The sequence below is a fragment of the Mesorhizobium sp. B2-4-19 genome, from assembly GCF_006441315.1.
In the GTDB taxonomy this organism is placed as follows: domain Bacteria; phylum Pseudomonadota; class Alphaproteobacteria; order Rhizobiales; family Rhizobiaceae; genus Mesorhizobium.
Genome location: NZ_VFUV01000014.1, coordinates 1 through 19,847, shown reverse-complemented (window position 1 = coordinate 19,847; position 19,847 = coordinate 1). Strand labels below are relative to the sequence as shown.

General features: G+C 59.6%; 16 protein-coding genes. 7 read left to right on the top strand and 9 right to left on the bottom strand.

What is annotated here, in order from left to right:
• Window positions 1–16: 16 nt before the first annotated feature.
• The 9 genes from FJ546_RS21725 to FJ546_RS21685 form a co-directional block, all read right to left on the bottom strand.
• Window positions 17–1,027 carry a BMP family ABC transporter substrate-binding protein gene (locus FJ546_RS21725; protein WP_140891213.1) on the bottom strand — a complete coding sequence of 337 codons (1,011 nt, stop codon included), beginning with the start codon at window positions 1,025–1,027 and terminating at the stop codon, window positions 17–19.
• A gap of 174 nt (window positions 1,028–1,201) precedes the next feature.
• Entirely contained in the window at window positions 1,202–2,206 is a 1,005-nt protein-coding gene (locus FJ546_RS21720; protein ID WP_140891335.1) for a BMP family ABC transporter substrate-binding protein, read from the bottom strand.
• A 132-nt stretch (window positions 2,207–2,338) separates the two neighbouring features.
• Window positions 2,339–3,241 carry an NAD(P)-dependent oxidoreductase gene (locus tag FJ546_RS21715; RefSeq protein WP_140891212.1) on the bottom strand — a complete coding sequence of 301 codons (903 nt, stop codon included), beginning with the start codon at window positions 3,239–3,241 and terminating at the stop codon, window positions 2,339–2,341.
• Window positions 3,242–3,244: 3 nt separating this feature from the next.
• Window positions 3,245–4,276: an aldo/keto reductase gene (locus tag FJ546_RS21710; RefSeq protein ID WP_140891211.1), complete on the bottom strand. Its 1,032-nt coding sequence runs from the start codon at window positions 4,274–4,276 to the stop codon at window positions 3,245–3,247.
• Window positions 4,273–4,959 carry a GntR family transcriptional regulator gene (locus tag FJ546_RS21705; protein ID WP_181168033.1) on the bottom strand — a complete coding sequence of 229 codons (687 nt, stop codon included), beginning with the start codon at window positions 4,957–4,959 and terminating at the stop codon, window positions 4,273–4,275. The genes FJ546_RS21710 and FJ546_RS21705 overlap by 4 nt, the downstream gene beginning before the upstream one ends.
• A gap of 28 nt (window positions 4,960–4,987) precedes the next feature.
• The gene (locus FJ546_RS21700; RefSeq protein ID WP_181168032.1) at window positions 4,988–6,352 is read right to left on the bottom strand and encodes an aminotransferase class III-fold pyridoxal phosphate-dependent enzyme; all 1,365 of its coding nucleotides are present in this window, start codon (window positions 6,350–6,352) and stop codon (window positions 4,988–4,990) included.
• Window positions 6,353–6,743: 391 nt separating this feature from the next.
• Window positions 6,744–8,159: an FGGY family carbohydrate kinase gene (locus FJ546_RS21695; protein ID WP_140891208.1), complete on the bottom strand. Its 1,416-nt coding sequence runs from the start codon at window positions 8,157–8,159 to the stop codon at window positions 6,744–6,746.
• Window positions 8,156–9,025 carry an FAD-dependent oxidoreductase gene (locus FJ546_RS21690; RefSeq protein ID WP_181168031.1) on the bottom strand — a complete coding sequence of 290 codons (870 nt, stop codon included), beginning with the start codon at window positions 9,023–9,025 and terminating at the stop codon, window positions 8,156–8,158. The genes FJ546_RS21695 and FJ546_RS21690 overlap by 4 nt, the downstream gene beginning before the upstream one ends.
• A complete protein-coding gene (locus tag FJ546_RS21685; protein ID WP_246686911.1) occupies window positions 9,012–10,427 on the bottom strand; it encodes an NAD(P)/FAD-dependent oxidoreductase in 1,416 nt (471 codons plus the stop codon). Before FJ546_RS21685 ends, FJ546_RS21690 begins: the two co-directional genes overlap by 14 nt.
• Window positions 10,428–10,635: 208 nt before the next feature.
• On the opposite strand from FJ546_RS21685, the gene FJ546_RS21680 reads away from it, so the two are divergent.
• The 7 genes from FJ546_RS21680 (at window position 10,636) to FJ546_RS21650 (ending at window position 19,621) form a co-directional block, all read left to right on the top strand.
• Complete coding sequence (locus FJ546_RS21680) at window positions 10,636–11,400, top strand: DeoR/GlpR family DNA-binding transcription regulator (protein ID WP_140891206.1); 765 nt, start codon at window positions 10,636–10,638, stop codon at window positions 11,398–11,400.
• 115 nt (window positions 11,401–11,515) lie between these two features.
• The gene (locus FJ546_RS21675; protein WP_140891205.1) at window positions 11,516–13,081 is read left to right on the top strand and encodes an ABC transporter substrate-binding protein; all 1,566 of its coding nucleotides are present in this window, start codon (window positions 11,516–11,518) and stop codon (window positions 13,079–13,081) included.
• Between the two features lie 105 nt (window positions 13,082–13,186).
• Window positions 13,187–14,173, top strand: a complete 987-nt coding sequence (locus FJ546_RS21670) for an ABC transporter permease (protein ID WP_181168046.1) — start codon at window positions 13,187–13,189, stop codon at window positions 14,171–14,173.
• The gene (locus FJ546_RS21665; protein ID WP_140891203.1) at window positions 14,173–15,090 is read left to right on the top strand and encodes an ABC transporter permease; all 918 of its coding nucleotides are present in this window, start codon (window positions 14,173–14,175) and stop codon (window positions 15,088–15,090) included. Before FJ546_RS21670 ends, FJ546_RS21665 begins: the two co-directional genes overlap by 1 nt.
• Window positions 15,087–16,946, top strand: a complete 1,860-nt coding sequence (locus FJ546_RS21660) for an ABC transporter ATP-binding protein (protein WP_140891202.1) — start codon at window positions 15,087–15,089, stop codon at window positions 16,944–16,946. Before FJ546_RS21665 ends, FJ546_RS21660 begins: the two co-directional genes overlap by 4 nt.
• A 39-nt stretch (window positions 16,947–16,985) precedes the next feature.
• Entirely contained in the window at window positions 16,986–17,339 is a 354-nt protein-coding gene (locus tag FJ546_RS21655) for an ABC transporter permease (protein ID WP_140891201.1), read from the top strand.
• A 14-nt stretch (window positions 17,340–17,353) separates the two neighbouring features.
• Window positions 17,354–19,621, top strand: coding sequence for a N,N-dimethylformamidase beta subunit family domain-containing protein (locus tag FJ546_RS21650; protein ID WP_140891200.1), 2,268 nt, complete (start codon window positions 17,354–17,356; stop codon window positions 19,619–19,621).
• Window positions 19,622–19,847 lie beyond the last annotated feature (226 nt).

Genomic DNA, 19,847 nt, shown 5'->3' with positions numbered 1-19,847 from the left:
CTGCCTTATGAACCCGTCACTGTGCTTTAGGGCAGGAGTTGGTCGCGATGTATTCTGGGACCTTGACCTTGCCACTCGCGATGTCGGCTTCGATTGCCTTGACTTTGACGATGTCATCATCAGTCAGAAGCGGACGGTTGTTTTCATCGACAAACCAACCCACGCCGCCCTCCTTGACGCCGAGCCGCAGCACTCCCGCCTTCCATTTTCCGTCGGACGCATCAGACAGCGTCCGGTAAACGGCAACGTCGATCCCGGCGGTTGCAGAGGTGAGGACATGGCCTGGGTGCACGCCGTTTTGGTTCGTGCCGACGCCTATCGCCAGTTTGTCGGCATCGGCGGCCGCCTGAAGAACACCCATGGTGGTGCCACCGGCAGCCGCGAAAACGATATCCGCACCTCGATCATATTGACCTAGAGCGAGCTCGCGACCGCGGGCCGGATCCGTCCAGGCAGACGGCGTCGTCCCGGTCATGTTCTGAATGACCTTGATGTCGGGACGGGTGTGACGGGCGCCGGTTTCGTACCCGCATTCGAAGCTGCGAATGATGGGAATGTCCATGCCCCCGACGAAGCCGATGGTTCCGGTATTGGTCTTGAGGCCTGCGAGCGCGCCGACGATGAAAGCGCCTTCGTTGTAGGCGAATTCGATCGACTGCACGTTCGGAAGGTCGACCTTATTGTCGATAATGACGAAGCGCGTGTCGGGATATTGGGGAGCGACCTTCTCCAGCGCTAGCGCCCATGTGAAGCCCACCGTGACGATGGGACTTGCGCCCTGGTTTGCAAAGGTCCGTAGTGCCTGTTCGCGCTGGGCGTCGTTGTTCGGTTCGAACTCGAGGAAGGAGATGCCTTTCTCGGTCTTGAACTTCTCGGCGCCGTTAAATGCGTTCTCGTTGAAGGAGCGGTCGAACTTGCCACCGAGATCGTAAAGCAGAGCCGGCTTGATGTCGGCAGCAAGAGAAAAGGTCGTTAAGTCCAGTGCTATAACGGCGGCAGAGAGAATTGTAGAAAGCTGGCGTGTCATTTCGATTCTCCTATCGAAGACGGGCAGACAAGGACTGCCCGATAGCGCGCGATTTCACGGCTGCCGTCGGCGCTGGGCGGAGGGGGCAACGGTGAAGATGCTCAGGCTCGGAGATGACCAAGACTACGACATGGACAGCTCAGTACCCGGCCGACCCTCCTTGACACCTCGGCGTCAGCGGGCAGGGCACGAGTTGGTTTGTGCGTACTCAGGCACCTTGACCTTGCCACTGACGATATCATTTTTGACGGCGTCCACCTTCGCAATGTCGTCATCGGTCAACAGCGGGCGATTGTTCTCGTCGATGACCCAGTTGACGCCACCTTCCTTGACACCAAGGCTCGTGGCCCCAGCCTTCCAGGTTCCATCGGCGGCCTCAGAGAGCGCCGTGTAGACAGCAACGTCCGTCGCCGACATTGCCGAGGTCAGCACGTGGCCCGGGTGTATACCGTTCTGATTGGAGTCGACACCGATGGCGAGCTTGTTGGCGTCGGCCGCAGCCTGCAGAATGCCCATTGTGGTACCTCCCGCTGCCCCGAAGATTATGTCGGCGCCTCGATCGAACTGCCCCAACGCCAATTCGCGGCCGCGCGCCGGATCAGTCCATGCCGACGGAGTGGTTCCCGTCATGTTCTGCAGAACAGTGACTTTGGGATTCGTGTGACGCGCACCCGTCTCGTAGCCGCACTCGTAATCACGAATTAGCGGAATATCCATGCCGCCAACGAACCCGACAGTACCCGTCTTGGTCTTGATGCCCGCCAACGCTCCGACCAGGAACGCGAGTTCGTTGTAGCGGAATTCGATGGATTTCACGTTCGGCAGATCGACGGTGTTGTCGATGGTCACGAAACGGGTCTTTGGATATTGCGGAGCGATCTTCTTGAGCGCCAGCGCCCATGTGAAGCCGACGGTAACGATGGGATCGGCACCTCGCTGGGCGAACGTCCGCAAGGCTTGTTCACGCTGAGCGTCGTTGCTGGGCTCGAATTCCGAGAAGGAGATTCCTTTCTCCTTCTTGAATTTCTCCGCGCCGTTGAACGCGCTCTCGTTGAAGGAGTGATCATACTTACCGCCAAGATCGTAAAGGAGGGCGGGCTTGATGTCGGCCGCGAACGACGCCGTTGATCCGAATGCTGTCGCAGCAGCGCATGTAAGTGCGCATAGGTAGCTTCTCATAATCGTTCCCCGGTCTCTTGGTTGGCCGCTTTTTGTAGCGATCTTCATCACTGACATTGTCATAATGTATACATTCTAACAAATCAAGAGGGCTGGATCGAGATACACGTTCAGGCACGCGCTACAGGTCAATCAGGAAGACGATGGGCACGGACCCGGCGCCCCATATGCCACGACGTAGCCGCTGTGATCGGTGTCACCCAAGCCTTGAGCGACCAGAGCCTCGAAAACATCCAGGGCCTTGTTCGCGTGCCACAAATGACAAAACGTCTCTGAGTTCCCGCCCTTGGCCAAACGAAGATCCTTGAGATGAAGCCGCATCGCTCCGGCTGCCGAAAAGTCGCGAGCGGCCATGCGCGGGCCGTGCTGACGCAACACCGCGCTGTCGGCGAAGCCTCCCTTGAGCGCCTCGATCAACCTGACAGCGTCGAGGCCGTGTCCTTCGGCGAACGTCAGCCCTTCGGCGAGCGCCGCGATCGAAACGGCCACGATGATCTGGTTCGCTAGTTTTGCGGTCTGCCCGGCGCCTACCGGACCGAGGTGATGCGGTGTTCCCATCGTGTCCAGGATCGACTTCACCCGTTCGAAATCCCGGAACTCGCCTCCCGCAAAGATGGTGAGAGAGGCGTTCATGGCGCCGGCGACGCCGCCGGAAACCGGAGCATCCAGATAAGCGCAGCCCTGCATCGCAAACCTTTGGCTATGCACGCTGGCCACTTCGGGTCCGGAGGTACCCATGTCGACAATGATCGTCCCCGGTGACAGCCTGTCGGCGACCCCCGAGCCGAAAAGCGCGGCATCGGTGGCATTGCCATCAGCAAGCATCGCAACAACGGCGGCGGCATCGTTCACCGCCGCAAGCGGTGATGGGAGGAATTCCACCGCTTCTGCGAGAGCGTCGGGTCTTCGCTGGGATCTTGTCCATGATCGAACGCGAAACCCTGCCTTTGCAATCGCATTGGCCATCGGCACGCCCATCTTGCCCAAGCCAAGAAAGGCGACATGCGCAGGAGGTCGTAGGGTGTCGCTGGCCATCGCCTATGCCGCCCGAGCTTGAGGGGCGTCTGGATGCAGGAGGCCGAGAGACATTAATTCTTGCCAGAACTCCTCCGGGATTCTGACGTCCAGCAAGCGCGCGTTCTCGGTTGCCTGGGCAGGCGTTCCGGCCCCCGACACGACGCTCGCAACGATTGGATGGCGAAGCGGAAACTGGAACGCGGCCGCTTTGAGTGGAACGTCGTATCGTGTGCAGACGGCCTCTATCCGCCTTGTTTTCTCAAGAACCGTCCGGGTAGCCGGCAGGTAGTTATAGTATGGATCGGGGGTGTTTGTGCCCGTTGCCAGGATTCCGGACGCGTAGGGAGAGCCTACGACGATCCCAACACCTCGCTCTCGGCAAAGCGGGAATTCCTCGTTGAGCACCTCCTGATCGAGAAGCGTGTAAGGCATCGCCACCAGGAAAAAGTTGAGGTCGAAGCGTCGGAGAAATTCCGGGATTGTGCCAAGGATGTTGACGCCCGCTCCGATGGCCGAGATTTCGCCCGAATGGCGAAGCGCCTCCAGGGCACGCCATCCCGATCGCTCCATATCCCTGAAGTGATGTTTCACCAGGTCTTCGGATCCGATTTCAGCGACGTCGAGATCATGGATAAGCAGGAGGTCGATGGTGTTGAGCCCCAGCCGCATCAGGCTCTGATCATATGAGCGCATGATCCCATCATAAGTGTAGTCGAACCGATGTTCGAACGGCAGGCCGCCAGCCCAGAACTCCCCCTTGAAAGACGACGGATCGCTCGGCCGGTGAAACGTACGGCCAACTTTCGTCGACAGCACGAATTCGCCGCGCGGTTTTTGCCGCAGCAAGCTGCCGAAGCGCAGTTCGCTCAATCCCCGCCCGTACCAAGGCGACGTGTCGTAGTAGCGTATGCCCGCTTCCCACGCCGCTGACATCGTTTCCTGAGCAACAGTCTCGTTTACACGAGCATAGATTTCGCCAAGTGGAACTCCTCCCAAACCGACCGGCGATAGCGAGACGCCGCTGCGGCCCAGCTTTCTCGATGAAACGATCATTGGGCTTTCATCTTCTGCGCTTCCGACTGCACCTCGCGATGCTGTTTTAGATATCCCATGATGTGACGCTCGATCTCCTGATCAAGGGCGCCTCTCTTGCGGTCGCGGATCATCTGGACGAGCAGTTCGTGGTCGCGGATCGACGCTTCGTAGTCGAAGGCGACATTTCTCTCCTGCATCAGGAAAACCAGAACACCACGAGCGAGCGAATCCCAGATCGGCTTGAGTACTGGACTCTGCGAGAGTTCGACCATCCGGCTGTGAAACCCAAGATCAGCGCGGCAATACGCAAGCTGGTCCGACAGTTTCGCTGCCCGCCGCATTTCGTCGATCGAATCCTGCAATTCGCTGATGATTTCGGGCCGGGCGGCGACCTGTTTCAGCAGACGCCGAAGTGCGATGCGCTCGACGCTCAGGCGCACCTCAAGCATCTCCGATGTCTCATCCGAACCGAACTCGGTGATGAAGGTTCCACGATTGGGTTCCGTGGTGACGACGCCCTGCGTCTGAAGGATGCGAAGGGCTTCGCGAACCGGAATCCGACTGACGCCCAAAAGCTGACAGATATCCTTCTCGAACAACCGCTGTCCCGGTTGCAGATCACCATTCGCCAGCAAAACAACAATATGTTCTGCGACCTGGTCGGGAAGATTGCGGTGTTTGAAATGGGGTTCGAATGTCATGGCCCACCCAGAATTGCTGCTGTCGATCTCAAATTGTCGCATCAATCAGCGGCTTTCGCCGCTGCAGGAATCCGGCCACCGCCGTCACTATCGTATCGTGGTCTTCAAGCGTCATCGGCAAGCTGAGATTGATTTGCCCCCTGCGCGCCGCGTAAACGCCCGCCTCGAGGAGATCGAAATGAAACAGCTTCATGAGATCCTTCGATTCGTGCGCGACATCCTCGGGGCAACTGATCTCACCGCGAACGAAATGGATATTCATCACGGATCCGCAGCCCGTGAATTGAACCGCCGGCGATATCGCATTGGCGGTCTTGTTCAGTCGATCTCGCAGATTTTCCCCTTCATCGAAAAGCGTCTGGGATTGCTGCTTCGTAAATACCCCCTTCAAGCCTACCGCACCAGCCGACATTGAATACACGTTGTTGTTGAATGTGCCGGCATGAGGAAGTGCATCGGAACGCGTGGGATTCATCAGATCCATTATGCGGGCACGACCACCAAAGGCGCCGAACGAAAAGCCAGCACCAAGGTACTTTCCCAGCGTTGTCAAATCAGGGAGGACTCCGTGGATCTCCTGTAGCCCACCCGGACCCATCCTGGACGTGACCACTTCGTCGAAAATCAGCAGCGCTCCAACGGCAGTGCATCTTTCCCGCAGCATACGTAAGAAGTCTGGTCGGGCTGCGATGCAGCCGCCATTGCTCATCATCGGTTCAATGATCACCGCTGCCAGATCCAACCCCAACCGATCGATCGTTTCGCCGGCCCCTCTCTCGTCATTGTAGCGACACACGGTCCAATCGAACGGGACATTCATTACGCTGCCACCGCCGCCGAACACGAAGACCCCGCCGTGGTAAGCGCCTGAGAAACACAGCAGCTTTTGACGTCCCGTGGCGATTCTCGCCAAGGTTAGTGCGTATAGATTGGCTTCCGTCCCGGAATTGCAGAACCGAACGGTCTCTATTGCGGGAAACCGTTCACAGACAAGTTCAGCAAGTTCAATCTCCGCGGCGCCTGGGGCTCCGTTGGAGGCTCCCCGCTCAGTGGCTTTGACTACCGCCCTCGCGATGCGATCGTCCCTGTGGCCGTAAAGACCGGCTGTGAACTCTCCTAGGACGTCGAGATATCGGTGACCGTCGACGTCTCGGATATATGCACCGGCACTGTCGCTGACATAGAGGGGGAACGGATCGAAATGAAGCGCGCTCCTTGTGTTTCCGCCCGGCATGGAATTTTGAGCACGCTCGAAAAGCTCCCGGCTGGCGCGGTTGTTTGCGGTGTATGTTTGTACGGCCTGCTCGACCGCGTTGACCAGAATGCTGTTCCTGATGTCGTGGAGACTTGCGGATTGCGCCATCTGTCCCGCCAGGGTTTCAACTGCGTGCATTGGATTCCTCAACTGCATTGTATTAATGTATACATTATATGAACACGAAAGCCCTGTCGAGGCATCCTTACAACAAAAGCTCGAGGATAAGCCGCAATTAAGGGAAGCGAATGGCGCGGGGTCGCTGCGGTGGATCGCCCAAACCCGCGGCTTCTGACTTCGGCCGCTCGATCTACGTAGCGACTCGGGCCAGCAGGTGACCCAATGCAGTCACGGAGGCGGGCGAAGGCTACTACCTCGGGCCTGTCGCGGTGATGCCTGGGCACCGGGCCGGCGTCGGAAAGCTTCCCGGGGAAGGGGTACCTTAAGAGATCGAGATCGTTTCGGGTTAATGGGGATTTGAGCGTTCGTCGATGCCCATCAGCGTCGTGACGACACGGTTCCCACTTCCCTACTTCCAACCACGAGCGCGCATCAGAGCCTGAGCAAAGCGCTCACGCGCGGCCGGACCGTATGACCCAGAGGGCGTGAGGGTGAGGTCCGGTTGCGGCAGGGGCGGCAGTCTTTCGACGCCCGAGCCCAGCATCGCCATGCGGGCAGTGCCGAGCGCGGTCAGATCCTTTGAGGATGGCACCGAAACCGTCTTCGCCGTCACGTCGGCCAGCACCCGCAGAAGGTAGGCGTTCCTCGCCATGCCACCGTCCACGGATATGCTCTCCCCGATTGATACCAGCCCATTCATGGCCTCAATTACCTCGGCCGTGCGAAGCGCCACCCCCTCGATCAGGCTTTGCATCATATCCGCCCTGGTGGTGTCGAGGCCGAGGCCAATCCACATGCCCGACGCCCTGCGGTCCCAGTGCGGGCATCCTAGGCCTGAAAGGGCAGGGACAAAGGCCAGATCGCGCAGAATGGCGGGCTCAGCGTCAAAGCCTCTTATCTCCTCGTACGACGAAAAGAGACCGAGACCCCTTGCCCAGTTTACCGCCGACGCAGCGTTGTAGACGCCACCCTCCACCGCGAAACACGGCGAGGACTGCGAGATCTTCCATGCTATGGTCGGCAAGATCCCAAAGCGGCTGCCGTCGACACGGTTGGGCCCGGCGACAGACAGGGCAAAGGCGCCGGTGCCGAAAGTGATCTTGGTATCGCCGGGCTTGGCACAACCATGGCCGAAGAGTGCGGCCTGCTGGTCGACCACGCTTGCCGCGACTGGGATGCCTTGGTGTTCGCCGAACGGACCAGCCGTGGCTCGAATTTCCGGCAGGCAGGAGGCCGGAACGCCGAAGAGCGTGCAGAGTCCTTCGTCCCATTGCAACGTAGCAAGTGACATAAGGCTGGTTCGCGAGGCGGTCGTAACGTCCGTTGCGAACGTGCCGGTCAGGCGCGATATGAGAAACGACTCGGACGTTCCAAGCCGCAGCCTATTGGCTCTCAGAAGTTCCTGGGCGACCGGCACATGGTCGATAATCCACCGAAGCTTCGATGCTGAGAAATAAGGATCGAGCGGAAGACCGGCCACCCTCAGCGTCAACTCCTCGGCACCCTCCGATTTGAGCTGCGCCGTGAATGCGTTGGTTCGGTTGTCTTGCCACACGATAGCGTTGTGGATCGGTCGACCTGTCGCCGCGTCCCAGGCAATGATCGTCTCGCCTTGGTTAGCGATGCCTATAGCGTCGACTTGCCCAGCGGCGGCGATCGCATCCGTCACATGGCGCAGCAGTTCTTCTGGATCGTGCTCCACCCAGCCGGCCTGTGGATAGACCTGACGGTGCTCGAAGCCCGTGACAGCCACGAACTGCCCATCATCGGACAGCGTGTAGGACTTGGTACCCGTTGTACCCTGATCGACGGCGACGACCTTCATTTGAGGCTCCATGCGATCTTCTGAGCCGCGACCGAGCCTTCGCGCCAGCACCGTCCCGAGGTTTTGACCGCGCCATGAACGTTTCCGGCGAGCACCACCTCCGGCGATGTCACCAGTAGCGACGTCTCGGGCACGAACAGTCCGGTTACGATCACACCGTCGCAGGCAATCCGCATCCGCCGGCCACCGCGTAAGATCTCTACCGCCTCGACTTGCTCACGGCCTTCGATAGTTAGAAGGCGTGAGTGCGTCCACACCGGCACGCCAAAGACCAGGCGAGCCACGAGATCGCCCGGCCAAGGTGCCGTGGTGCTTGCATTCTCCTCGATCATAGCCACCGGCCTGATGCCCACATGACGGCAGGTGAGAATGGCGGAGAACGATACCAACTCGGTGCCGACGATTAGCGGACGCCCGAAGGGCTTGTAGTTATGCATATAGACATGCGCCTGGAGGGCACCAGTGTTCATCACGCTCTTAGGTCGGGATCCTCCGATCAGTCGGGCCGACCGCGGCGTCTCCCGAGTGCCGGTGGCAAGCAGGATTTGCTTGGCGGCGATTTCGACTATCCCGTCGCGGTTCTGGACCCGCAACACACCATCGCCTATACCCAAAACCGTATGGCCGGTGCGGACATCGAGCCCCTCGACGTCGCGGCGTAGCGCCGCAGCATACTCCGGTCCGGTCCAGATACGGCGGTGGCTCTCCCAGCCGAAGCCGGCGTGACCGCAATGGCGGGGAATGCCGCCGGCCTCCTGCTCGCGTTCAAGTACTGTCACGGATACAACGCCGAGATCGGCAAGACGACGCGCCGCCGCTAGACCGGCCGGACCGCCTCCGACGATGACGACGTCACGCCGCTCCACGCTGCTTCTCCCGTATGATGGCTTCGATATGGGCTGAGCAGTTGAACCCCTGGCAGCGACCCATCATAGCGCGCGTGCGCCTTTTAAGGCCGCCGAGGTCCTCGGCCGGCAGCGGGCCTTCGAGCGCACCCTCGATCTCGTCGCGCGTAACCCACTCGCAGTGGCAGACGATCTGCCCACCATCCATATAGGGCCGACGACGCCCCTCTGTTAAATTGAGCACTGGCGTCCAGATTGGTTCCCCCTCATTCGGCAACTCGCCGAAGTGCTCGGCGTAAAGCCGCCCTACGTGGCGGGCTATCCCCAGGGACGCCGTGAGGCCGGTGGATCTGATGCCGGCCACCGTTATCCAGTTGCTGTCTGACAATGCCTCTATCACATAATCCTTGAACTGACTGGCAGGTCTCAGGCCGGCATAGGTAGCGTTCACGCCGACGTTCGCCAGGTCAGGCACCATTTCGATGGCGCGGGCCTTGAGCCGCTCCAAGGTTACGGAATCGGTTGTCGCGACCTCGCGCTCCTCCACATCCTCGGCAGTCGGGCCGATCGCCAGGTTGCCGAAGCAGGTACGGAAAAGCACAACACCCTTGGTGCGCTCCGTAGGCACAGGCAGGATAATCGCGTTGACAAACTTCGATGCCGGCTTGTCAAAAACGACGAACTGGCCCTTTCGCGGTGTGATCCGGAAAGGCGGCGGCCTTGCTATCTTCTCGACCAGATCGCCGAAGTTTCCGGCGGCATTGACCACGATTCGCGCCTCAACCGTTCCAGTGGCGCATTGCAGCAGCCAGCCCTCCGGAATCCGCTCTCCGCCGGTCACCTCCGCAGCACGCAGAATTGCCGCACCATGGGCGATCGCCTGGTGCGCATAAGCCAAAGGCGCCGACCATGGATCGATGATGTGCTCGCCGGGAACCAGTACGGCTTCCCGCGCCGCCGTCGACAGCGCGGGTTCAAGCTTGATGAGTTCAGCCCGGCCCACAAGGCGTACGTCGCCGATCCCATTCTCGTGCGCCCTGCCCACTATGCGGCAGAGCTTCGAGCACTCTTCATCGGACCAGCCCACGACAAGGGCCGAACTCCTCACTAATGGAAGGTTGAGCTTCTCGTGGATGTCGAGATACTCAGCATAGCCTGCCTTGATGCATGCAAGCTCGAGACTTCCCGACGGCGCGTCAAATCCGGTGTGGAGCAGCGCACTGTTGCCCTTTGAAGCGCCCGACAAAATGTCGGCGCCGCGTTCGAGCAATACGCATTTCAGCCCCGCCATCGAAAAATGGCGGAGTATGGCAAGTCCGACAACGCCGCCGCCGATGACCGCCACGTCGAACTTATGTCCGGCAATGGCCGACACGGGGTTGTTCGGCGCGTCCATATCGGATGTTGTTTTGTTACCGAACATTCAATTAAGATGCAAAACTTTGACTTCTGATGACCGTTCGGTCATTAGTAGCGTAGGTCCGTCGGTCAGGCAAGCCCCTTGTCGAGTTCGGAATTCCGTTTGTTGCTGCTGTTTGCCTGGAGAGATTAATGGGCCGATGAGATAGAAGCACAACTGGCCGGCTTGCCTCGATGGTAGCCCGCGCTTGAAAACCGAATGAGGACAGTGAATGGAACCGGATCAAAGACGAGCTGCAATGCTGGAGCTGGCTCATACGGCGGGCGAGTTGAAGGTAGAGGAGTTGGCGCAGCGTTTCGAAGTGTCTCGAGAGACTGTCCGACGAGACCTAGCCCAACTTGATTCCGCCGGCCTTTTGCGCCGCGTGCATGGCGGGGCGCAGAAGTCGAAACTGTCCGTCGAAGCGCCGTTCGTTCAGCGGTTGACGGAGAATGCCTACCCGAAGGAAAGGATAGCCAGGCGAGCTGCCGCATTGTTCGAAGACAATGAGACTGTGATGATCGATGCCGGTACAACGACGGAATTTTTCGCCGCGGCGCTGGCTGGGGCAGTCCGCTGTACCGTGGTGACCAACTCCATCGGGGTGGCGCTCAAGGTTCAAGAGGGCGGCAGCCGGAGCAAGGTCTATCTGCTGGGCGGCGAATGCCATGCGGACACCAAAGAGGTGGTCGGCTCCATTACCCTGGAACAGGTAACGCGGTTCAGGGCGGATCATGCCGTGCTGACCATCGGCGCGATCGATAGCAGCCTTGGTCTCATGGATTTCGACGTGGAGGAGGCGATGGTGGCTCGCGCCATGATCGCCCAGGCACAGAAGCTCACCATACTTGCAGATCACTCGAAGTTTGACTGCGTGGGAATGGCGCAGGTTTGTCAGTTCGAGGCCGTAGACAGGATTGTGACCGATCGGATGCCCTCAGAGTCAATCATGGAGGCAATTCGCTATCACGGCGTCGAATTGTTCATTGCGGAATAGAGCGTGCACAAAAAGTGGCTTGACTGAACGGGCATTGCTGCTCTACCGTTCGTGCATGACCTGCAGCTCGGTGGTTCCCCTTGTTGCGGGCAGGGAGCAACGGGAGGAGAACGAAATGACGAACCGTAGAGATGTGCTCAAAACCGCCGTGGCCTTGTCGGCGGCCGCGAGCTTCGGTTGTATTGATCCGATTGGGTTTAGGCAGGCACGCGCCGCCGACAAGAAGTCGCTCAAGCTGGCGTCGATGGGCCCGGTTACGGGCAACTGGGATCCGACGTCTCATACGACCATCGGTCAGCTCAACGTGGAGGCGCTGATTTTCGGGCGCCTGACCAGCTGTCCCATGAAGGAGGATAACCCGACTGAAGTGTTACCGGACCTCGCCACGAGTTGGAAGCTTATCGATCCAGGCACCTTGGAGTTCGAGCTCAGGAAGGATGTGAAGTTTCACGACGGCAAGCCCTTCGCCGCTGAGGACGTGAAGGCCACTTTCGAATATGCCTCCGATCCCAAGCGCCCCGCGGCCGCCTGGTATCCGGGACGCGTCGACGTTGAAATCCTCGACACGCACAAAATCCAACTCAAGACAGGCAAATACGGCTATCCCGCGTCGGCTTTCTGGTTCGTTGCAAGCTTCCTTCCGATCCTTTCGGCCAAGGATGTCGCCGATCCGAGCGCTCTGCAGAAGCGCCCGAACGGCACCGGTCCATTCAGGCACGTCTCCACCGATGGCGACCGCAACACGCTGGCGGCCTTCGATGACTATTATGGCGGTCGTCCCAAGATCGACGAAATCCTCCACAATTACGTGCCGGACGCCAACACGCGCGTGCTGGGCCTGCTCAACGGCGAGTATCACCTTGCCGAGCGCCTCGAACCGGAGCAGTACGCTTCGCTCAGCTCACACGCCGATTTGGCGACCTATCGCGGGCTTTCGACCGAGAACAAATATCTTCACTTCCGGTGCAACAAGCCGCCATTCAGCGACGAACGCCTGCGCCGCGCTGTTTGTCACGCGATCGACCGGTCGCAGATCCTTGCTCTCATGGGGGACGCCGGCGTCGCATCGAGCTGCTACGTCTCGCCGATGAAATTCGGCTATGTCGACGTGCCGGACTATCCCGACTATAATCCCGAAGAAACGCAGAAGTTGCTGGCTGAGGCAGGATTCCCGAAAGGGCAGGGCCTGCCCGAACTGGAATACATCACCTCTGTCGGCTTCTATGCCAAGACGAAGGAATATGGCGAGCTCATCACAGCCATGCTCCAGGATCAGGGCTTCAACGTGAAGCTGACGGTCCTTGAACCTGCCGCCTGGGAGCAGGCGATCTATCGTTCGAAGGACGGTCAGGGCCCTGGACATCTGGTGGATGTGGGGTGGCTCACAGGCTCGCCTGAGCCTGACCTCGTACTGCGGCCGAACTTCCATTCTTCAGCAGCGCTTATCAACGGGGTGAATGACCCGGAAATCAATGCCTCGCTCGACAAAGAGCGCAACACGGCCGATCCGAAGGAGCGCGAAAAGATCCTGCAGACTGAGACCTTCCCGCTGCTGGCGAAGAAGGTTCCGAGCTTCTCGCTGTTTGCCGCGGTCAATTTCCATGCAATGAGCAAGAAGCTCCAGGGGGTTTATTTCCTCCCAAATGGCCCGCTTGATCTTCGCAACGCCGATCTTGTCTGAGCAGTCGGCCGCTCATTGTCACGGCAGGTCCGGCGAAAATTGGCCGGACCTGCCGTTTCGGCGCAAGCATGAGCTGATCGAAAACGCAACGGAGTGCCATCAATGATATTCGCGCTCAACTTCCTTCTGCGCCGGATAACACAAGGGCTCGTCATCGTTGTCCTGGTCACGCTGCTGATCTTCACGCTTCTGCGGGTGGTTCCCGGTGATCCAGTTCGCATCATGTTGGGTCCCATGGTCGCACCTTCGGTCATGGAGGAGACCGCTCAGAAGCTCGGTCTGCGCGATCCGATACTGGTGCAGTTCGGGCGCTATATCGGCAACGTTCTCCACGGTGAGCTCGGCCGCTCGTTCATCCGCAATGCGCAAGGCGGCAGCACGGGTGGTTCGCGCGGCGGCAACACCTTCGACACAGAGAACCGAGCTCCCGTGGCCGAGCTGATCGCCAACACGCTTCCCTATAGCCTGTTACTGGGTGCTGTGGCTGTCCTGTTCGCCGTACTTGTGTCGTTTCCTGTCGGCATCGCCGCGGGCCTGTATTCAGGTCGATGGCCGGACCGGCTGTCGTTGTATTCCAGCTCCATCCTGGTGTCGCTGCCCAACGTCTGGCTAGGCATCGTGCTGATCTTGTTTCTCTCGGCCAAGACTGGATGGCTGCCCGCCATCGGATATAAGGGGCCTGCGTACGCCATTCTTCCGGCAATCGTGTTGGCGATCGAGCTGGCGCCGGTAATGATCCGATCGATTGCCGTTTCGGTCGCTAACAATCTACAGGACGGCTATGTCACGGTCGGCGAAGTGCGCGGCATTCCACGCTGGCGCATGATCACCCATCACGTCTTCCGCAACTCGGCAATCCCACTACTCAATCTTTTTGGGATTCAGATCGTGGGAATGCTGCTCGGCAGCCTGTTTGTCGTCGAGTACATCTTCAATTATCCCGGCGTTGGGCTGCTGATGATAAACGCAGTGTTCCAGCGTGATTTTCCGATCATTCAAGCCATAGCGATGCTGTGCAGCACAGTTCTGGTTTGCGTGAACATCGCCGTCGATTTCACCGCGACTAATATCGACAGAAGGCTGCAATATTGATGAGCACGGTCGTGGCGCAAAACATTCCAGAGAAAACACCTACGGCAAAGGCGCGCGGCGTCAGCGTCCAGATGCTCGCGATCGCCGCCAGGGCCATGGACTTCCGCATCGGCGCTATAGTGATGGCCATCCTGGTCCTTGCCTCTCTATTGGCACCAACCATGTTGGGGCTTTCGCCGACCAAGATGGATATCGTGAGCAAGTTCACGCCTCCTGCGGTTTTCGACGGCGGCACCTGGAAGCACCTGTTCGGCACCGACCAGTTGGGTCGCGATCTTCTGGCTCGCTCCCTCATCGGTCTGCGCAACGCCCTGATGATCGGCGTCGTGAGTGTCGCCGGGATATTCGCGGTTGGCGCCACCGTAGGCATGGTGGCCGGCTATTTCGGCAAATGGGTCGATCTGGTGCTGATGCGGCTGACCGACGTTCAGATGGCTGTCCCCGTGATCATTCTGGCGATCACCATTCTCGGTGTGTCACGGCCGACGCCGGCGAGCATCATTTTCGTTCTGGTGCTCGCTGGCTGGCCGTCTTATGCGCGCGTCGTTCGAAGCGTTGCGATCTCGGAGCGACGCAAGGAATACGTCCGCGCCGCCGCGATCCTTGGGGCCTCGGATATCAGAATCATGCTTCGCCACATCGCTCCGAACATCCTGCCGCCGGTGGCCTTCGTCGCGATCCTTGACGTCGCGCGTATGATGATCTTTGAAGCCATCTTCGGCTTCATCGGCATCGGCATTCAGCCGCCGACCCCCACCTTCGGGACGATCATCGCCGACGGCACCAAATACCTCCTCAATGCATGGTGGATCACGACCGTGCCCGGCCTGTTGCTGGCGCTTTGCCTATGCAGCATCAACCTCATGGGTGGCGCCATGGAGCGCGCCCGCAATCAGCTTTTGCGGGGGCAGCAATGAGCGAAGCAGCCAAGATTGTTGAAGTGTCGCATCTTTCGGTGACGCTGAACCAGCGCGTGCCACGCCGATTGCTTCATGACGTGTCCTTCGAGCTTCATACCGAGGAGGTAGTAGGGATCATCGGCCAGAGCGGATCGGGAAAGACAGTTCTTTCGCGCGCTCTCGTCAACTGGCTTCGCCCCCCGCTTGCGATCTCCAGCGGAGCGATACGCTTCCGCGGCCGTGACCTTGCGAGCCTCGACGCGACTGAGATGCAAAGGCTGCGCGGCCGCGAGATCGCATATATCGGTTCCGACCCCGGAAGCGCGCTCGACCCGACACTGTCGGTCGGAGCGCAGATCGTCGAGAAGCTCAAATCGGTCGAACCCGGCATCTCGGAATCGGCGGCGCGTGCCCGCGTACTGCAGATGCTCGACGCGGTACGTATGCCGTCCAGCACAAAGCGTTTCGCCGAGTTCCCGTTCCAGTTCAGCGGCGGCATGATGCAGCGCCTGATGATCGTCGACGCGCTCGTTACCAGTCCGGCGCTTCTGGTAGCGGACAATATCACCCAGCCGCTCGACGTCACGGTCGCCGCGCAGATCCTGCGGCTCCTGAGAGAACTGCGACGCGACTTCAGGACGGCCGTTGCCTTCATCTCCAGCTCCTTGGGCATCGTCAACGAAATCGCCGATCGTGTACTGGTACTGGCGGAAGGCAAGGTCGTCGAGCAGCAGTCGAAGGACGCCCTCATTGCCCAACCAGTCCACGACTACACCAAGCGGCTCATCCGCGAGATGCCGAGGATCTGGAGCGAGGATGCCGAGCGATATCCGCCTGCGGCCCCTGTAGACCGCCAGGCGGTCGTGCTTTCCGTCAAGGATGTGGTCAAGACCTATTCGACCCGCGACCGCAATACGCTGTTTGGTCGCCAGCATGTCCAGGCGGTCAGAGGCGTGTCCTTCGACGTTTTCCGCGGCGAGAACCTCGGCATTATTGGGGAATCCGGCTGCGGAAAATCGACCTTGTCGCGGCTTCTGAGCTGCGTCGAGCCGCCCGATCATGGACGGATCGAATTTCTCGGTCAGGACCTCGCGCACATGGGAAGATCGCAGCTTCTGGGTCTCAGGCGAAGGTTTCAGTTGCTCTTACAGGATCCGTTCAGCGCCATCCCCCCGCATTTCACCATCGGCCGCACGATCGCCGAGCCGCTGCATATCCATGGCGGCCTCAACTCCGCGCAGATCGCGGCGAAGGTACGTGCGACAATGGCGGAGGTGGGGTTGTCGGCCGATATCCACGATAGCCTTCCGGTGGGCCTCAGCGCCGGCCAACGTCAACGGGTCAACATCGCGCGTGCGCTCGTGCTGGAGCCTGAGCTGCTCATCCTCGATGAGACGCTTTCAGCGCTCGATCAAGTGGAACAATTGCGACTGGTCGAGCTCTTCGGCGATCTTCAGGCACGCAGGGGTATTACTTATATCTATATTTCGCATGATCTGAGTCTGGTGCGCCGCGTGTGCGACCGCATTGCAGTCATGTATCTCGGGCGGATCATGGAGCTGGCAGCCAATCACAAGATTTTCTTCGACCCCAGCCATCCCTACACGCGTGCGCTGCTGAGCGCCGTCCCGGCGATTGAGGAGCGCCGGTTCAAGCCCCAGAACTATCTTCTTGAGGGCGAGCCGCCGAGTCCGATCGAAATTCCTCCGGGTTGCAGCTTTCGCACGCGCTGCCCCTTCGCCATGGACATCTGCCGGTCGACGGATCCTCTTCTCACGGATCGGGACGGCAAGGGTTCCGCTGCGTGCCACCTTCCCGACACCAGTGTTTTTGCAAGGAGGGCCGGCTCCCTTGCTCTGGCCGCCGATGCCTGAGGCAGCGGACGAGTGGAACCAAGTCGAGGAGTGACGGCAATGGCTGAAAAAGAGCGCGCCAAACGCGAACTGACTGCGGAAGAAATCGCCGCCATTGAGGAGTTCCGCAGAAAACCCGTCGGCCAGCATTCTCCCTTTCTTCAGCAGCGCATCAACATCATGCGCAGCGAGCCGGTGGAAGGCAAATACGTCCTTCTCTGCACAAAGCCCCACAAAGAATGGGTTCTTGCCCAGATGAACGGTCGTAAGAAGCCGATGACTGTACATAGCAACGTGGTGTTCCACGACATAGTGGAGGCGGAGTACGAGATTTTCCGTCGCCGCTGGGAGAGGCATTTCGGGACTCGGATTCCGCAAGATCTCCTGCCGGGCATCGAGTCACGCGACGGATAGATCAGGGGTCTGAGATGCTGAAAGTGACGGCGTATGGGGATCGCGTGAGCCTGTTCCCCGGCGAGACGCTTAACGTGATGGTGAATTGCGAAGCTCCCTCCTACAGGGCCCGCGTGGTTCGCATCATCCACGGCGACAACAATCCTATCGGCCCGGGCGTTAAGCTCGATCCGGTCAAGTCGGACATCGAAGCGACTTACAAGGGGCGGCCTCAGACTATTCACGCCGGCTCCTTCGGCATCGTCGGCCCGCACGAGGCTTTGGATGAGCTGGAGGAACTGACGCTGACAGCTATCGTCCAACCCACGCTTGTCTCGCAGGGCGAGCAGGGGATCGTCACCAAATGGGACGAGAGCAAGGGTGCCGGTTTTGCTCTCTATGTAGACGACAAAGGTTGTCTTGCTTTCAGAGCCGGTGACGGCTCGGGAAAGGAGTTGCGGATTGCAGCACGCACGCCGTTGATGAACAAAGCATGGTATAAGGTTGCAGTGTCGATTTCGCGCGACCAAGCGATACTCGTTCAGACGCCAGTCGATCCCTACAGCGGGCAGCGGCAGATCGTCGAAACGATGCCTTCGCGTGGTTTCCAATGTGCTGCCTGCCCCGAAACACCGCTCTTGTTTGCCGCTTTTCTTGAGCGCTTCGAGCGCGAACGGCCGATCGGAAGGGCCTGTTTCAACGGCAAGATCGAAGCCCCCGCGATCCTGCGCGGCGCGCTCTCCACAGACGAACTCAAGGACATTCATGCCTCGCGCGCAACGATGGAGGGAATGAGCGGCCCTGTTGCGTGCTGGGATTTTTCCAGGGACATCTCCTCAACCAAACTGACCGATGTTTCCCTTAGCGGCCTGCATGGTTCAGTGGTCAACATGCCGACGCGCGCCGTCGTTGGGCATCGGCTGCCGCTCGACACGAATGACTGGCGTCAGGCGCCGCAGTATTGGGGCGCGATCCATTTTCATGACGACGATGTCTACGACGCCGGCTGGCAGGTTGATTTTTCCTGGACGGTTCCGACCGACCTGCGCAGCGGCATCTATGGTATCGAACTGACGGCGGAGGAACAGACGCAGTTCGTCGTGTGCGTGGTTCGCGCCGCGCCTGAGGCGAGAAAATCCAGGCTGCTCTATCTGTTCCCGCTGGCCACCTACATGGCCTATGCGAACGAGCATTTCGGCACGAACTCGGCGCTGGTGGAGTTGCACCTCAACCGCGCCACCGTGCTGCATCCGCATCAGGTGTTTCTCAACGAGCACCGCGAATATGGCCACTCGATGTATGACCTGCACTCCGATGGCAGCGGCGTCTACTATTCGTCGCGCCTTCGTCCGGTCCTGAACATGCAGCCTTACATTGAGTCCAACCACGGTGCGAGGCCGTCAAATCTGTGGCAGTTCAATGCCGACACCCACATCACCGATTGGCTGGAGGCACAAGGCTTCGAATTTGACGTTGCAACCGACGAAGACCTCCACAGGGAGGGGCTCGGGCTGTTGCAGCAATATTCGGCGGTCATGACGAGCACGCATCCGGAATACTATTCAGCTCGCATGTGGGACGCGCTTTACGATTTCATCCATACCGGCGGACGGCTTATTTACATGGGAGGCAATGGATTCTATTGGCGCGTTGCCTTCCACGATGAGATCGATGGCATCATGGAGGTGAGGCGGGCCGAAGGCGGCAGCCGCGCCTGGGAGCCGCCGACGGGCGAATATTATCATAGCTTCACCGGGGAATACGGCGGCATGTGGCGGCGGCAGGGGAACCGGGCGCCGAATGCGATCTGCGGCGTGGGCTTCATCGCGCAAGGTTTCGATGAATCCGCCCACTACTTACGCAAGCCCGGAAGTTACGACGCTCGGGCCGCCTTCATATTCGAAGGGATAGGGGACGAGAAGATCGGTGACTTCGGCCTGATCGGAGGAGGCGCGGCAGGCATGGAGGTGGATTCCTACAATCCTGAAATAGGCTCTCCCGTGCATGCGCTCGTCCTCGCTTCATCCGACACGATGACTGAGGCCCATGTTCTGGTAGTCGAAGAAATGCTGTTCAATTTCATGGGCACGACCGGCAACCTCTGCCCGCAGGTGAAATCGGATCTCGTCTTCTACGAGACGGTTGGCGGCGGGGCTGTGTTCAGTGCAGGGTCGATCGCCTGGGCGGGTGCTCTGTCACACAATAGTTATGACAACAACGTGAGCCGTCTGGTGGGCAACGTTGTGCGCCGCTTCATCGATTCCGAGGTGTTTGGCTTTCCTGAGCCGAACTCGAGTTCTTGATGCGGCGGCGCGACGGTAGTGTGCTGAAGCTTGGCCTGAGGCTGATAAGGGAAGCGAATGGCGCGGGGTCGCTGCGGTGGTAACAGTTATCGAGATTTGGAATACGGGCCCGCTCGTATGATGGCACTAGCCCCGTAGCCACATGATGCAGGGTTGCGGTGCGTTCATCGACGGTCTTCTGTCGGGGATCGAGCGCAAGACTGGCTGGCTGATGGCTGAGCAAGCC

Coding starts and splice junctions, on each gene's coding strand:
- FJ546_RS21725 (WP_140891213.1), bottom strand. CDS start 1,027: ATGACACGCCAGCTTTCTACAATTCTCTCTGCCGCCGTTATAGCACTG.
- FJ546_RS21720 (WP_140891335.1), bottom strand. CDS start 2,206: ATGAGAAGCTACCTATGCGCACTTACATGCGCTGCTGCGACAGCATTC.
- FJ546_RS21715 (WP_140891212.1), bottom strand. CDS start 3,241: ATGGCCAGCGACACCCTACGACCTCCTGCGCATGTCGCCTTTCTTGGC.
- FJ546_RS21710 (WP_140891211.1), bottom strand. CDS start 4,276: ATGATCGTTTCATCGAGAAAGCTGGGCCGCAGCGGCGTCTCGCTATCG.
- FJ546_RS21705 (WP_181168033.1), bottom strand. CDS start 4,959: ATGACATTCGAACCCCATTTCAAACACCGCAATCTTCCCGACCAGGTC.
- FJ546_RS21700 (WP_181168032.1), bottom strand. CDS start 6,352: ATGCACGCAGTTGAAACCCTGGCGGGACAGATGGCGCAATCCGCAAGT.
- FJ546_RS21695 (WP_140891208.1), bottom strand. CDS start 8,159: ATGAAGGTCGTCGCCGTCGATCAGGGTACAACGGGTACCAAGTCCTAC.
- FJ546_RS21685 (WP_246686911.1), bottom strand. CDS start 10,427: ATGTTCGGTAACAAAACAACATCCGATATGGACGCGCCGAACAACCCC.
- FJ546_RS21680 (WP_140891206.1), top strand. CDS start 10,636: ATGGAACCGGATCAAAGACGAGCTGCAATGCTGGAGCTGGCTCATACG.
- FJ546_RS21675 (WP_140891205.1), top strand. CDS start 11,516: ATGACGAACCGTAGAGATGTGCTCAAAACCGCCGTGGCCTTGTCGGCG.
- FJ546_RS21665 (WP_140891203.1), top strand. CDS start 14,173: ATGAGCACGGTCGTGGCGCAAAACATTCCAGAGAAAACACCTACGGCA.
- FJ546_RS21660 (WP_140891202.1), top strand. CDS start 15,087: ATGAGCGAAGCAGCCAAGATTGTTGAAGTGTCGCATCTTTCGGTGACG.
- FJ546_RS21655 (WP_140891201.1), top strand. CDS start 16,986: ATGGCTGAAAAAGAGCGCGCCAAACGCGAACTGACTGCGGAAGAAATC.
- FJ546_RS21650 (WP_140891200.1), top strand. CDS start 17,354: ATGCTGAAAGTGACGGCGTATGGGGATCGCGTGAGCCTGTTCCCCGGC.